We start from the raw sequence: 14,660 nt of genomic DNA, 5'->3' as shown, positions 1-14,660 counted from the left end.
TCATCGGTAAATGCGAATTAGTCGCATTTACATTAATTTTCCGAAAGGACCTTATGCAGCCCCGCCTGACCGTGCTTGCCAGCGCGCTTTCCCTGGCCTTTTCCGCATTCCCTGTCCTTGCCCAGACAGCGGCCGCTCAAACAGAAAAAGAACTTGGCACCGTCACGGTCTCCGCAGAAAAGATGGGAAGTTACAAGAGCAACAGTGTCCAGGTGGGAACCTTCCGGGATGTCGCACCGATCGATGTACCCCAGACCAGCAATGTCGTCACACGCGAGGTTCTTGATGCGCAGGCAGCGTCAACTTTGTACGGCGCGTTGCGCAACACCGCCGGTGTCACGCGCTCGCAGCTCAATGGCTCGACCTACGACAACATCGCCATTCGTGGCATTCTTGTAGAAAATCGCGGCAATTACCGCCTCAACGGCAGTCTTCCGATCATTAATCTGGTCGACATCCCGCTTGAAAACAAAGAGCGGGTGGAAGTTTTGAAGGGCGCATCTTCCCTGTACTATGGCTTCGTGCCGCCGTCCGGCATCGTCAACCTCGTCACCAAGCGGGCAACCAGGGAGCCGGTCACCAGTTTTGCCGTGACGGCCAACCAGCATGGCGGCGCGTCGGCTCATGCCGACATTGGCCGTCGCTTCGGAGAACAGGAACAATTCGGCGCGCGGATTAACCTTGTCACCGGGCGCGAGGATATCGGGGTCGAACGCTTCTCGGGCGACCGGCAGCTTGCATCGGCCGCGCTGGACTGGAAAGCGACCAGGGACCTGTCGTTCAAGCTCGATCTTGAACATTACCGCAAGGACGTGTCCGAACAGGCCGCCATCGCGCTGTTACCCGCTTCCGGCGGCAGGATTGCGTTGCCGGACGTTCCCGATAACAAGCGCAACCTGGCTGGCGAATGGCAGAACTACGACGCGCAGGCAACCAATGTGCTGTTCCGTACCGACTATCGTTTAAGCGATAACTGGAGCGTGCTGGTGGAAGGCGGGCATGCAAAAACCGAGCGCGACCGCAACTTTTCCCAGTTCCAGAACTACAGCCTGACGACAGGTGCCGGCACCCTGCGCACCTTCTTCAATCGCGGGCAGGAATGGGAGAACACAAATTATCGGACTGAGCTGATGGGCGTCTTGCCGGGATCCTGGATGTCGCATGAGCTCACCTTGGGTTTCACACGAAACGATCGCGACGCGGTGTCGATCTCTAACGGAACATTCGACACGCCACAGAACCTGTACAACCCGATTGATATCGCCGAGCGCTCCCCGACGGGAGCGCCGGTACGCGCACCGTCGACCATCAAGGACCGCGGGTGGTATGCGCAGGATCGCATCTCGTTCGGTGAACAGTGGCAGCTGACCGCCGGCGTGCGCACGAGCCGCTATGAAAGTACGACGTCGACCACGCGCTATAGCACCGATGAACTGAATCCCGCCGTCGCGTTGATGTACAAGCCAGTTTCCAATGTTTCCGTCTATGCCAGCTACATCGAGGGCGTGGAGGAAAGCGGTCAGGCCCCGGCGAACCGCGCGAATGCCGGTGAACTGCTGGCCCCTGCGGTCGCCAAACAGAAGGAAATTGGCGTCAAGGCCGAGGTCGCCCAAGGGGTGCTGCTGCAGGCTGCCTATTTTGACATTGACCGCCCCTCGACCGACATCGACGCAGCGAACCGTTTCGTGCTCAACGGACTGGCTGAATACAAGGGGATAGAACTTGCCGCCTCCGGCGAGATCACGAAGCAGCTCTCGCTGATCGGATCTGCTCTGTTTATGGATGCCGAGCAGAAAAATCTCGCGAATGCCGCTACCTATGGCAAGACTCCGGAAAACACGCCGCGTCGCACAGGCAGCCTGTTTGCCGAGTACCGGCTTGCGCAAGTGCCGGGCCTGGCGCTGAGCGGCGGGGTGTTTTACGTCGGCGAACGTCCTGTGAATAACGCGAATCAGGCCTCCATTGGCGGCTACACCACTTATTCTCTCGGCGCGCGCTACATGACAAAACTGGCCGGAAAGCGTACTACCTTCCAGGCCGTGCTGGACAACGTCACCGACAAGAATTATTGGAGCACCGCCGGTAACGGTTTCATCGGCGTGGGTAACCCGAGGACACTGAAAGTCGCCGCAAAGGTCGACTTCTAAGTTATCAGAATAAAGAACACTGAGATGAAAAAAACATTCGTTGCTGTAACCTTGGGCGTATGCCTTTCTCTGTTGAGTCCATTCTCGATCGCTCAAGCCTCTTCGCCCGTCCAGGGTGTCGTTGCGCACTATGCCAAGCTGGTCCATGCGAGCTATTCGGATGCGCTTTCTGCTGCCCAACGGATGGACCAGGCCATCAATGAATTCCTGACTGCCCCTTCCAATGACTCCCTTGCGAAGGCACGAAAAGCCTGGCTCGACGCGCGAGAAGTGTACGGGCAGACCGAGGCATACCGCTTCTACGGTGGGCCCATTGATGATAGCAACGGCCCCGAAGGCCGCCTCAATGCATGGCCGATGGACGAGTCGTATGTGGACTTCGTCGAAGGCAATGACAAGGCAGGCATCATCAATAATCGTAAACAACCGATCACGAAGAAGGCTCTCGCTGCCTTGAACGAACGGGACGGCGAAGAAAACATCGCATCCGGCTGGCATGCAATCGAGTTCATGCTTTGGGGACAGGATCTCTCCGAGACCGGTCCCGGCAACAGGTCGTACGAGGATTTTGTCGACGGCAAGAAACCCAATGCAGATCGCCGCCGCCAGTATCTGAAGGTGACAAGCGCGTTGCTCCTCGACGATCTGCGGTCGCTGGTAAAGGCATGGTCTCCCGGACCGGCGTCCAACTACCGTGCAAGCTTCGAAAAGGGCGGCCAGGAATCCCTGCGCAAGATCTTTGTGGGATTAGGTTCTTTATCGCGCGGCGAGCTGGCCGGCGAGCGTCTGGAAGTGGCGCTGGCGAGTCAGGACCAGGAAGACGAGCACAGCTGTTTCTCTGATAACACACATCGTGACGCAGTCGCCAATGCAAGGGGGATAGAAAACGTCTGGCTCGGCGAGTACAAGCGACCGGATGGTGAAGTGTTGAAAGGCCCGGGGCTGCAGGCGCTGGTCGCAGCGAAGGATGGCGGACTGGCCGATAAGACGACCCGTCAGATCCGCGCCTCCGTGGAGGCAGCGGAAGGCATTCAGGCGCCGTTTGACCGTGAAATCGTTGGCGGCAAGGATGCGCCGGGCAGGAAGCGCGTACAGAAAACGATCGACAGTCTGGTCGAGCAGTCGCGCAACCTGGTGGAAGCCGCGAACGCCGTCGGAATCAAGCGTCTGACACTGGTACAGCCGTGATCAAGCTTGCCCCCTTGCTCGTCGGAACGGTGCTTGCCGCGGCAGGCGCTGCTATGCTTCACGCAGCCGTGCCGTTCGACGGCAATGACCCGCAAGGCGAATTGACTGGCGGAGCGACGACCGTGCATGCGGATGGGCGCAATGCCTTCTCGTTCCCGGCGGCGAACCTCGATGACGATGAACGCACCCGGTTTGTTATCGGCAATTCTTTCTTCCGCCGTAACTGGGTCCAGGCCCCCGCGTCGACCACTGCGCGCGACGGACTAGGCCCGCATTTCATCGCTCGCTCTTGCGGCGGCTGTCATGTGCAGGATGGCCGCGCTGCGCCGCCGGCGTTCCGCAAAGGTCTGAGCGATGAGCAGCCCGTCGGCTTACTGCTGCGGCTGTCGGTCCCCGGCAAGGGCGATTTCGGCGCGCCGAAACCCGAGCCCACCTACGGCGATCAATTCGCCAATCTTGCCGTCCAGGGCGTCAAGCCGGAAGGGCAGATTGTGATGCATTGGAAAGCAATCCATGGGCGTTTTGCCGACGGCAGCACTTATACTCTGCAAAAACCGCTGTACGGTTTTCGCAAGCTTGCCTACGGCCCGATGGCGAAGGATGTCATGGTCAGCCCACGCATCGCCCCGCAACTGATCGGTGTTGGTTTGCTTGAAGCCATACCCGAGCAAGAGATTCTACATAACGCCGCGACGCAGGCGGCTTCACTCGGAGCCATCAAGGGCGTCCCCAACCGCGTCTACGATGCTTTCGCCGAGCGCGAAATGATTGGCCGCTTCGGCTGGAAAGCCAATGCCGCCACTCTGGCGCACCAGACTGCATCTGCATTCCTGGGTGACATCGGTATCACCTCGACCAGGTTTTGGCGCGAGGCCTGTACCGAGAAACAGAAAGATTGTCTCGCAGCCAGGAGCGGCAGCCATCCGGACACCAAGGGCGAAATCGATGATGAGACTTTGGCCAACGTGATCTTTTACCAGGCCAACCTGGCACCGCCGGCACGCCGCCTCAAGGACGAGGGCCGTATCGAACAGGGCAGGCAGCTGTTCATGCAGGCGCAATGCGCGGTCTGCCATCGGCCAAGCTATACGACGGCCGAAGGCCCCTTTCCCAATCTGACGAGCAAGGCCTTGCAGGGACAGAAAATCTGGCCTTATACCGATCTTCTCTTGCATGACATGGGCGACGACCTGGCTGATGGACGTCCGGATTTTTCCGCCAGCGGCAAACAGTGGCGCACATCGCCGCTGTGGGGCATCGGTCTGCTTAAGGATGTCAACGGCCACACCCGACTGCTACATGACGGCCGCGCTGACGGCGTGCTGGAAGCCATCCTCTGGCACGGCGGCGAAGCCGAGGCCAGCAAGCAGCAGGTGCTGAAGATGAATCAGGCCGAACGGTCGGCGCTCGTGAAATTCGTGGAGTCTCTATGACCAACCCGGTTTGCAGGCGCATCCTTCTAAAACTTGCGGCAGTTGCGCTGTTCACCCCGGCCACGGCCAACCTGGCGGCACAATCTTCCAGGCCAGACATTGCTACGCCGTTTTACAAGCCGGAAGATGTTGTCACCGGGCTTTATCAGCACTGGGCGCAGCCGCGCTCAGCGGCATTCGTGGATGCGGCAAAGCAAATGCACCTGGCACTGACCACATTCTGCGGCAATGCACCCGGTAGCTCCGCGGCCAATATCCGCGAGGTGCGTAGTGCGTGGAAGGCCGCGGCGGCCGGCTGGGAGCGGCTATCCGCTGTCCCGTTCGGGCCACTGATCGAGCGCCGTTCGGTGCGCGCCATCGACTTCACGCCGACCCGTCCTTCACTCATCGAGCGAGCGATCAAGCAAGCGCCACGCGGCGCGGCGGCCATGGAGCGCATTGGCTCTCCCGCAAAAGGCTTTCCTGCTCTGGAGTGGCTGTTATGGGAAAAGCCCATCGACAGAGGTACTCAGGCCTGTGCATATGCCGTCGAGGTAGCGGCCGACATCACGCGGGAAGCTGAGGCTCTGAAAGCTGCCTTTGCTGATGCCAACCCGGGTGACTGGGACCCCGAGCAAACTGCAGATGCATTTACGGAGTTCGTGAATCAGTGGGTCGGTTCGATGGAGCGACTCCGCTGGCAAGAAATCGAGCGGCCCGTACGTGAGGCTAAGTCCACATCTCGCAGTGCGGCGCGTTTCCCGCGTCAGCTCAGCGGTGCCACATCGGCCAGCTGGGCTACCCATTGGGCGTCGTTGCGCGAGCTGGCCGTATCCAAGGAACAAGAAGCGCCGCAACCTGGTCAAGCCCTCATCCCGATGGAGCTGTATCTGCGTGGCCGTGGCCACGCAGCGCTTGCACAACGGTGGCAGCAGGCCTTCGGGCAAGCCGGCACCGCCATGCAGGGACTCTCTCCAAATACGCAGAGTCGACTACTTCCGGCAGCAAAGCGGCTGGCAACGATCAAGCGGATGGCCGAGGATGAAATTGCACCGGCGCTCAACGTCAGCATCGGCTTTTCCGACGCAGATGGTGACTGACAAGAACACTACGCGGTTTCCTGGCCGTCGACGCGTTCTCATCGCCTCGCTGCTTAGTTGCGTCACGCCCGCATGGAGTGCATCGATCCCCGCTTCAAAGCTGCGCATCGCTGCGGCATGGAACGACGGACATGGTCACCATATCGGCGTCTTGGCAAGGCGTGCCGAGGGAATGCTGCCTGTGGCACGCGTTGAAGTGCCGACGCGCGCCCACGGGGTGCTCATGGAAACCGACGGCAGTCTACTGGCTGTCGCTCGACGGCCCGGTGACTGGATGCTGCGGTGGTATCCCGGACGGGGGGCGCCGTACTGGGTCTGGGCCGAACCCGGCCGGGCATTCAATGGACATGTCGTTGTCGCTAGTGGCGGCAAACGACTGTTCTCGACCGAGACTAACCTGGAGACGGGGCAGGGACTGATCGGCGTATGGGATGCACAGTCGCTGGAAAAGCTGGATGAGTGGGACACACATGGTATTGATGCTCACATGATGTTGATGGACGGGGAAACGCTGTTGGTGGCGAACGGAGGTGTTCCGACCCAGCCCGAGACAGGGCGAATCAAGCGCAACCTCAATACAATGGCCTCATCGCTGGTCCGTCTCGATGCACGCAGTGGCGCACTGCTGGGACAATGGAAGCTTCCTGACCACCGTTTGAGCATGCGCCATATGGCGCGTAACGGCTCGCGCGTCGGCATCGCCATGCAGGCCGAGCACGACGTCAAGGCAGAGCGCGACGCAGCACCGGTTCTGGCCGTGCTCGACGGTGACACGCTGGCTATCCCGGACGCGGTACGCGTGCCGGGGCTGGCAGGATACGCTGGCGACATTGCTGCCTGGGACAACGGTTTTGCGATAGGCGCGCCGCGTGCGAATGCAGTATTACGCTGGCGCCCCGATGAAGGATGGCTGCCGCCACTAGCGTTGCAGGACGGCTGCGCTATTGTCTCGGCCGGAGGTCCCAACTTCTGGGCGAGCGGAAGTGCCAAGGCGCTCGGCGTTGAATCAGATTCAAGGGTAATGCTCAACCTGCCGGCAAACCTCAAAATAGATAATCATTGGGTTCTCGCCTGATATGGAGGCTAGGCCGCCTGACGCCGAAGCTTGTGAAGGTCTGCTTGTGGGATACAGCCCGTCACCCGGCGGAGTGAACGATCTGGAAGCGCATTCATTCCATCCGGGTTAAGGCTGCAATACACCAGCCTGACGCGGTTGGGCGATCACTTTAAGGATACGGACATGCACTGACTGACCGTCAGGCCTGGGCCACTCGATCTGGCTACCCTCGGCCAGCCCCAATAGTGCGGTCCCAATGGGAGTGAGGACCGATATCTGGTTGGTTCCGTTGCCAATATCCGAGGGGTAAACCAGCGTCATGCAAAATTCTTCTTTTGGTGACGTGATCTCAAACTGTACTGTTGAATTCATGGTCACTACCGTGGCCGGCATCTGATCAGGTTCAACAATATTTGCGCGCCCCAGTTCATCGAGCAATGCATTTTTGCTCTCGATCGCGGATGCCGGAAGAAGATCGGCAATCGTCTCAAGGCGTTCGGCATCAACTGCCGAAACAATGATGTCAGGTTTCATTCGTATTACTCCGTTAAGTGTGAAGTGAAGCACCGACTGTGCTCCATGTTAAATGTACATTGGCGCTCCTATGCTTAATCAAAGCGCGCTTTCCTCCCGGTTTCGGCATTTTTTTTACTAAGCGGCCGGCCTGTCATCCCAACCACCGGGGGCTGCAGTTGAGGCAACAAGGAGGTCACAGGTTGTACGATCCATTAGACGCTGCGCGGTGCTTCCCAGCAGGCGTTCCTCAAAGCGCGATTTGCCGTGTCTCCCGATGGCGATCAGGTCAGCGCGCATGCGCTTGGCGTAATCACACAGTACAGGAACTGTGTGCCCATAATGAATGGCGCGAGTGATCAACTGCTTCCGTGGCCCCAACTGGGTAATGAACAGATTGAGCTCTCCACGTGCCTTTTCGCACATAGCCATCCGGCTGGTGTTCAGCGCTTCTGTATTGAGCCCCGACTCTGGCATGATTCCTTCGTCCGGGACCAGGCAGGCGTGAAGAAACGTGAAGTGGGCCGATGGCGCCATGGCTAGCGCATAGCGCGCAGCTTCCTTTGACTCTTCCGAAAAATCTATCGCAACCAGTACCTTCGTGTACGTCCGCGCCGGATCGGTGTGTACCAGAAGCACCGGCCGATTACAAAGGCGGACGAGTTCGTCGTTATCGTCCCGCGTGAAAAAATCGGGTACGAATGTTTTCGATCGCGCCGCAACAATCGTCAGATCCGCATTCAGTTCATCGGCTCGCCTGGCAATCGCGGAAGCCGGTTTTCCCACGGCCAATGAACGTATGCACTGCAACGCTTCCACGCTCTGGATGAGCGAAACCGGGAGTCGGTTCTCAACGAGGACGTTATCTACCGCAGTGGTATCCAGTTCAGTGCTTTGGGATGCGGTAGCAGGCGTATTTAACCCCATCCTTGTTTCCTGTACGGCGAGAATCTCGAGCGTGCTGACCTTCAATTCGACACTGAGCATTGCAGCACGCGTCTCGGCACGCCTTGCTTGTTCCGAATAGTCGGTAGCGACTAATATAGTTTCAATACGATGCATACCATTCCCCTCAATACGTAATACGGCGCTGAACAGTCGAAGCCACTGGACGGTTAATTCGATGGCGCCACAGTTACCGCCACCGGACGGATGAGCCGTCCATTGATTGCGTAACCTTTTTGTTCTACGCTGGCCACGACCGGAGTCGAACCGATATCGCTGGATCTCGACAACAATCGATGCCTGTTTGGATATAACGTGTCTCCCGGGTTCGCCTGCAACTCCACCAAACCCTGCTTTTCTAGCGCAGCCTGGAAAAGCTTGAGCGTGAGCGCCAGGCCGGAACGTAATGCCTGCACATCCGTGGTATTTATCATTAGCGCAGCCTCCAGCGAATCCTTAAAGGGCAGTAGTGATCTTGCAAACTCTTCGATAGCGAATCGGTGCGCATGCGCAAGGTCAGCCTCCGCCCTTCGTCGTGCATACTCAACATCGGCAATGGCGGCGCGCACCGAGTTCTGTAATGTCGCAATATGCTCATCCACAGCCTGGAGTCGCTTGGCAATACGGATCTGGTGCGCCGCTTTCGACTCTCTATCCTGATCTTTAGCGGCGTTATCCGGTTTCATGGCCGAGGATTCAGATTGCTGGTACTTATCATCGTTGTTGCAATGATTGTTTGTGTCTCGCATTGCTGGCTCCATCATCGTTATGCCTGACTGGCACACAAGTTACGAATGCCGCTTCATCTGGCTTGCAGTGAAGCAATCCGCCCCCAATAGGCTTAATACCAATCCCAACCCTCGTCGTCAATAGCCCGCTATTGACTCCTCCTGCGCCTTGCCAGTCAAAAAAATCCATCGATCTCATTTGTCACGTTACAGGTTGGGATTGGTATAAGGTCTGGACTCTGCGGTGCCAGAGGCATCGCGCTTGAACTGCGCATGGCTGCAGGTGTCGTCGTACACGGTTTGAACTCCCACAATTTCGATGTACTGGACCTGGTTGAAGGGCAGCGTCACGGCGACGACGCTGCCGACGACGCGTCCGAGCAGAGCCATTGCCAACGGTGCGAGAAGCGAGATTTTTGCCAGGGCCTCGCTTGCATCCTGTGGACACACGATAACAATCGAGTTCAGCTGCGATGTGCCGATGGCGCGATAGACCACTGTCGCGTACAGCGAGACATAGTCATCGCGTCGGCTGTTCTCCGGCAGCAGGATGGAGGTCGTGATCAGTTCAATGATCCGTTCTGCATGGTTGAACTTGACCTCACGCAGGCGTAACAGGTTCTCCGCCAGCCTGCTAAGGATGGATGCGTCATGCTGCGACAAGTAACGTTCGATTTTCATGGCAATAGATCCCCATGACCGCATGGTTTGGCTACGGTCATTTGAAAAAGACATGGGATGCCGGCCAGGGAGGCGGGCACGTCATTCGAATTTCGGGTGGGGTGGCTCGGGAGGCGGTGAGAACCGATGGTTCTCTTCAGCGCTCGCCGAGCCTAAGAGAGGCAGGCGAGGTCTCGGGTGGACAGCTGCGCGCGACCGGCATTCGGAAGCAGATACCCGAACGCGGTGCGGGACAGAACATGGTCAGGAATAAACAGCGAAGCCATAGGTGACACTCCCTCGTTCAGGGACGAACAGTTGCGATTCATCAGAATGCAGATCTTGTTCACGTTGGCGTCAGTATGGAGGTAGGCTAATTTCAGTTGAGTATATACACATTGCACAATTCGTCAACTCCGTTGCTCAACGCTGATGAGATTGACCAACCGTTGCGTGTCATGCCAAATATCAACACATTGCATCATGATCATCCCGACATGACCCTGGCCCTCATCAATGTCTGTACGTAAGGCCGGGGTTTTTTAGACATGACATTCATGAGGGTGCTGCATTACCGGATCTTGACTGAGGTGGCAAACGACCTGCCACTCACAAGGCCTTAAGTTGCAATGGAATGGGAACGCAGCTAGTTTTGCAAACATCTAATCTTTTGAAACACTCAGGGGAGGGGAGCGACAATGCATGCCAACGGCATCAAAAAGGATGCAGCCAGGGCGCGCCGCACCAAAACCCTGCATCGGTTTGCCGCCGTGGTATCTATGCTTTGAGCTGATCACGCGACACTCCACGTCATTGTTGTCGCCTCGAACTGCGTGGAGAAAGCCATTTGTATAACCACAAATAACTAACACGATTTAAACAAAGAACGGAATGATGGCCATGGACCTACAAGAGCACAAACGATGGAATGTCCTCGACAACGACAACGACAGCGACAGCGACAGCGACAGCGAGTTTACGGAGGTCGATTGGCGTCGTCTGCTAAGCCATCTAGGTGAAGACCCAGATCGTCAGGGGCTTCATGAGACGCCACGGCGTGTGGCAAAAGCATGGAAACACTGGACCGCCGGCTACCATCAGGATCCAGCCAGTATTCTGAAGGTGTTTCAGGATGGCGCACAACGCTATAACGAATTGGTTATTGTGCGCGGGATACCGGTTTATAGCCACTGCGAACATCATCTGGCGCCATTTTTTGGTACCGCGACGATTGGCTATACCCCTCAAGATGCGATTGTGGGATTGTCGAAGCTGACAAGGCTGGTACAGTGCTTTGCCCAGCGACTCCAGGTGCAGGAGCGGCTCACCATACAGATCGCCGAGGCGCTAATGTCACATCTGGCGCCGCGGTCGGTAGGCGTCGTCATACGATGCCGTCATATGTGCATGGAGAGCCGTGGAATTCAGACGCGCGGTGAAGAAACTGTGACCTCAGCGCTACTAGGTGACATGCGAACTTCGGACGCGCTCAGGAGCGAATTCTTTTCGCTTGTCCAGGAACGTGCATCATCTGTATGACAGATCAGGTATGTACTATTACAGAAAATGCGGTGTCAGTTCCAGATAAGTTTTCATGAAAGCTGACATGGCACATGGACATCTTCTGCAACGCCTTAGGTCTTAGCGAAACACCACGACCGGAATTGATGAGTGTGTTAGTACTTTTTGGGTTTCACTTCCAATCAGCAAGTTTCCAAACCAGGAACGTCCATGCGTCGCCATGAATATGACATCACAACGGTACCTCTTCGTAGCCGCGATGATCTCATGCGCAGGATCATAAGATCGCACCGTGGTCGTTCGGCACCGGACATTCTTAGCCTTGGCCAGGCTGGCAATCTCATCGACATGCGCCCGTGCCAGCTTTTCCATGTCTTCGTCGAACTCTTCCGTATTGGTTGTATCCGCGATGAATCCATCGGCCAGCGCGGAATACTGATACGGCTCCGTCACTGAAAAAGCGACAATTTCACTGCCGTGTTCATTGGCGAACTGCACAGCGGCGTTGATTGCCTTGGCGGATAATGGCGAGCCGTCGGTCGGAACAAGGATCGTATCGAACATAGTATCCTCCAGGGAGTTACACGGCACAGGCAGCACTATGAATGCGGCTAGATAGATATCGCCCTATGTCAGGCACCGGCATCAATCAACCGGTATTCACGGTTACTTGTATCTGAATTAAACATATCACGATATGATATAAAGTCAAGGAGCGTCGTGTCACATTTCCAATGACCTGCATTAGCTTTATATGTCTCCCTATGCCTGCCAGCGGCACAAGGGATAGGAAGACCGAGGTTAATTACGCGTCTACCTTGCCAAACCTGGCAATATCAACCAATGCATCCACTTCGTCAGATGCGCGGAAAGTTCCGTCTGACGATGGCAATAATATGTTGGGATGTACGCGAAGATAACGATAACGCTCTGCGTCCCGCAGCATGTGGGCAATGTCACGTTTCTCGGCGATCCGGGAAGCGAATGCCTTTGCCGTCTCGCTTTTCAAAATACCATTTTCCATCTCCACAGCCGCCAATCGTTCATGTGCTTGCTCAATTGCATGCGCCTGTATCTTCCATGCTTGCCACGCGAAGTCTGTGTTTAGTTCGCAATACTGAAATTCTCCCATTGAGCATCGGGCTGGTTTCAAATCAAGGTCATAGGTGGCTGCCCATGCCTCGAACTGATGGCGCGTTTCGATATTCATTGCTTCTCCTTCATGTCCTGTACCGATAACCACGAAATGGTTCTACGTAGATTCGCTTACACGATCGGACATCAGGCATCGGCTGCGTAAGGTGATGACTTCCCAATGGCGTTTTCTTTCAATGCAAGATAAACCTCAGCATAGAGTAGGTGCATTCAGTCGCCGAACGCGCGCCGATAGTATGGTTCATATAGGGGTGGAGGTTGAACAATTCTCGCAATCGTTGATCGCGAAACGTTGTATTGTCTGGCGAGTGAAGTCACGCTTTCCCCTAACGAGTACTGCGTGATAATTGTTTCTCTGACCAAATCGTCGTTCTTGTGGCGAGGTCTGCAAGCGGATTCAGTGCTTTGGCAAGGGGGAGAAACGAAAGCCTTCGGATCCAAGCCAATGATTGCATTGAGCATCTTGATGACAGCGCTGTTCTCTGGCGCAGCAAGGTGATACTCGCCAAATTCAAGGATCACGATTTCAATCATGCGGGACATCAGCGTGTTGATCAAGGCAATCGCTTCAAGAGGGCCGCAACCGAAATCCTTTAGTCGCTCAACAATCAATGTATCGCCGTTACTCAGAGTGCATAGCAATTTCTGAAAACATCGCGAATGGACGGCGGATTCCACCTCATCGGAGTCCTCCATGACCCAGTGATCTATCTTACGGTCTGTGAAGTGTCGGGATAAGCGAGTTTTTTCAGCTGCCTGTAGTGCCGGCTTTCGTGCAAGGTAAAAATAGGATGCCATTTCTTAACTCAATGTGTCCATACCTGGTCTGTGCCTTGGTAGTAAGTATTCAATTTAAAAATGTCTGTCCGAACGCTGAACGGAACTGTATGACTCCCACGATTATAATATATCACAGTGTGATATACATTCAAGATAACCTGCTATGGACGAACAAGACTTGTTGAAAGACGCTGAGTAAAGATCTTCCGGCAGGTCGATCTGACTTAATGCAGATAGCCAAAGCTTTTTCTGACCACCGGATTTTGTATGCATTCCCTATTGCTACGCAGGATGACGGCAAATGGATAAGGCAATCTTTTTCTGGAACGCCAAGAACGGCAAGCTCGTCTAATCAAATATAGTATCGATATGTGCTACGAATCCAACCTGCAACATACCTGCGTATCAAGCACGGCTTATTAGGCGAATTGCGATGAGCGGCTCATGACGATGTGAGTTTCGCGCACATTCTGGGGCGCTTCCCACTGGAAAATACAATGCACGGAAATGACATTGGCTCCGTATCACTTTGGCACGCGACGTATGACGTACCAATGTTTCCTTCGCTTAACGAAATTGAAGCTACATGGTCAGACCAGGAAGTTGACGGCGCCCGTGAGGTCGTCGCTGCCGTACTGCGTGGAAGAGGACCGCAAAGGATTTTGACGCGTTTATAGACTTCGGCGTCGAGGCGGTAACGAGGACGGTATCAAGGGCCTGAGGCGCTTCCTTAACGACGTTCTGACGATCTATGGCCTGTGCGTTTGCACGCATGGACAGCAAAAGGGGGGAGAGCAGGGCGACGAGGGCAGCCCATATGCCACTATGTCGGTTAATACCAAAGCTGTTAAAGCGGAGCAATCTGGCATTTCGGTTGACGAAGCAGTTGGCATCGACAGTACAGCCAAGCTAAAGCTGCACTAATTTAGTCTGCTACTACATTTTCTTTGTAATAATCGCTGTAACCGCCGACAAATCTACTATCGTTTAGTCTGTCGATCAGTTCAATGAAATGCTCAAGGGAGTAATGTGAAGCTTCTGTTTAATGTCGTAGGGACTCTCGCTTTACTGCTTGCCATTCTCGGGATATTTCTGCCGTTATTGCCGACTACACCATTTCTCCTCCTGGCATCGGCGTGTTACTTGCGTGGATCGGAACGAATGCATACCTGGCTTCTACAAGCGCCCGTACTAGGGAAGGTCTTAAGCGATTATCAGCAGCACCGGGTTGTCCCACGGCGTGCGAAGGTGACGGCCATTCTGCTTCTATGGCCATCATTGGCGTTCTCGATCTACCAAGTACAGAAATGGCCAGTCACAATAATCCTGATCGCGATCGGGGTTATTGTGACAATCTTTCTCATCCGGCTACCATCAGAACAGAGCAACGGCAGGCCGGATTGACAGCGTCAATACCACGCAAACGAAGGGGGAAAATGACACGTAGTGCGTGC

The 14,660-nt window shown here is 55.7% G+C and carries 14 protein-coding genes; 7 read left to right on the top strand and 7 right to left on the bottom strand.

Annotated elements, in window-relative coordinates; genetic code table 11:
• Nucleotides 1-53: 53 nt before the first annotated feature.
• From ASE07_RS16000 to ASE07_RS15980, 5 genes are read left to right on the top strand one after another with little or no spacing between them, the layout of a single operon-like run.
• Nucleotides 54-2,147, top strand: a complete 2,094-nt coding sequence (locus ASE07_RS16000) for a TonB-dependent siderophore receptor (RefSeq protein WP_057291832.1) — start codon at nt 54-56, stop codon at nt 2,145-2,147.
• Nucleotides 2,148-2,171: 24 nt separating this feature from the next.
• Nucleotides 2,172-3,335, top strand: a complete 1,164-nt coding sequence (locus tag ASE07_RS15995) for an imelysin family protein (RefSeq protein ID WP_057291831.1) — start codon at nt 2,172-2,174, stop codon at nt 3,333-3,335.
• A 53-nt stretch (nt 3,336-3,388) separates the two neighbouring features.
• Entirely contained in the window at nt 3,389-4,768 is a 1,380-nt protein-coding gene (locus ASE07_RS15990; RefSeq protein WP_082584196.1) for a di-heme oxidoreductase family protein, read from the top strand.
• Nucleotides 4,765-5,847 (top strand): imelysin family protein, encoded by a 1,083-nt coding sequence (locus tag ASE07_RS15985; protein ID WP_057291829.1) that lies wholly within the window; start codon nt 4,765-4,767, stop codon nt 5,845-5,847. The genes ASE07_RS15990 and ASE07_RS15985 overlap by 4 nt, the downstream gene beginning before the upstream one ends.
• The gene (locus ASE07_RS15980; protein ID WP_235548489.1) at nt 5,789-6,922 is read left to right on the top strand and encodes a DUF1513 domain-containing protein; all 1,134 of its coding nucleotides are present in this window, start codon (nt 5,789-5,791) and stop codon (nt 6,920-6,922) included. The genes ASE07_RS15985 and ASE07_RS15980 overlap by 59 nt, the downstream gene beginning before the upstream one ends.
• 108 nt (nt 6,923-7,030) lie before the next feature.
• On the opposite strand, the gene rnk is transcribed toward ASE07_RS15980, so the two are convergent.
• From rnk to ASE07_RS15960, 4 genes are all read right to left on the bottom strand, one after another.
• The gene (gene rnk / locus ASE07_RS15975) at nt 7,031-7,438 is read right to left on the bottom strand and encodes a nucleoside diphosphate kinase regulator (RefSeq protein ID WP_057291827.1); all 408 of its coding nucleotides are present in this window, start codon (nt 7,436-7,438) and stop codon (nt 7,031-7,033) included.
• Between the two features lie 117 nt (nt 7,439-7,555).
• Nucleotides 7,556-8,479, bottom strand: coding sequence for a universal stress protein (locus tag ASE07_RS15970; protein ID WP_057291826.1), 924 nt, complete (start codon nt 8,477-8,479; stop codon nt 7,556-7,558).
• Nucleotides 8,480-8,532: 53 nt separating this feature from the next.
• Nucleotides 8,533-9,111: a nucleotide exchange factor GrpE gene (gene grpE, locus ASE07_RS15965; RefSeq protein WP_162256893.1), complete on the bottom strand. Its 579-nt coding sequence runs from the start codon at nt 9,109-9,111 to the stop codon at nt 8,533-8,535.
• Nucleotides 9,112-9,297: 186 nt separating this feature from the next.
• The gene (locus ASE07_RS15960; RefSeq protein ID WP_082584194.1) at nt 9,298-9,771 is read right to left on the bottom strand and encodes a GreA/GreB family elongation factor; all 474 of its coding nucleotides are present in this window, start codon (nt 9,769-9,771) and stop codon (nt 9,298-9,300) included.
• 879 nt (nt 9,772-10,650) lie between these two features.
• Between ASE07_RS15960 and folE the strand changes: the two genes are divergently transcribed.
• Nucleotides 10,651-11,289, top strand: coding sequence for a GTP cyclohydrolase I FolE (folE, locus tag ASE07_RS15950; RefSeq protein WP_082584195.1), 639 nt, complete (start codon nt 10,651-10,653; stop codon nt 11,287-11,289).
• Nucleotides 11,290-11,391: 102 nt separating this feature from the next.
• Here folE and ASE07_RS15945 read toward each other — a convergent pair whose 3' ends face one another.
• The 3 genes from ASE07_RS15945 to ASE07_RS15935 all read right to left on the bottom strand — a co-directional run bounded on the left by ASE07_RS15945 (nt 11,392) and on the right by ASE07_RS15935 (nt 13,224).
• Nucleotides 11,392-11,835 carry a universal stress protein gene (locus ASE07_RS15945; protein ID WP_057291823.1) on the bottom strand — a complete coding sequence of 148 codons (444 nt, stop codon included), beginning with the start codon at nt 11,833-11,835 and terminating at the stop codon, nt 11,392-11,394.
• A gap of 241 nt (nt 11,836-12,076) precedes the next feature.
• Nucleotides 12,077-12,481 (bottom strand): hypothetical protein, encoded by a 405-nt coding sequence (locus tag ASE07_RS15940; RefSeq protein WP_057291822.1) that lies wholly within the window; start codon nt 12,479-12,481, stop codon nt 12,077-12,079.
• A gap of 155 nt (nt 12,482-12,636) precedes the next feature.
• Nucleotides 12,637-13,224 (bottom strand): recombinase family protein, encoded by a 588-nt coding sequence (locus ASE07_RS15935; protein WP_057291821.1) that lies wholly within the window; start codon nt 13,222-13,224, stop codon nt 12,637-12,639.
• Nucleotides 13,225-14,235: 1,011 nt separating this feature from the next.
• On the opposite strand from ASE07_RS15935, the gene ASE07_RS15930 reads away from it, so the two are divergent.
• A complete protein-coding gene (locus tag ASE07_RS15930) occupies nt 14,236-14,610 on the top strand; it encodes a YbaN family protein (protein WP_057291820.1) in 375 nt (124 codons plus the stop codon).
• The last annotated feature ends 50 nt before the right edge of the window (nt 14,611-14,660 follow it).

The sequence above is a fragment of the Noviherbaspirillum sp. Root189 genome, from assembly GCF_001428545.1.
GTDB lineage: Bacteria > Pseudomonadota > Gammaproteobacteria > Burkholderiales > Burkholderiaceae_D > Noviherbaspirillum.
Note: the sequence above shows the minus strand (reverse complement) of the source record. Positions and strands in the feature narration are given on the sequence as shown.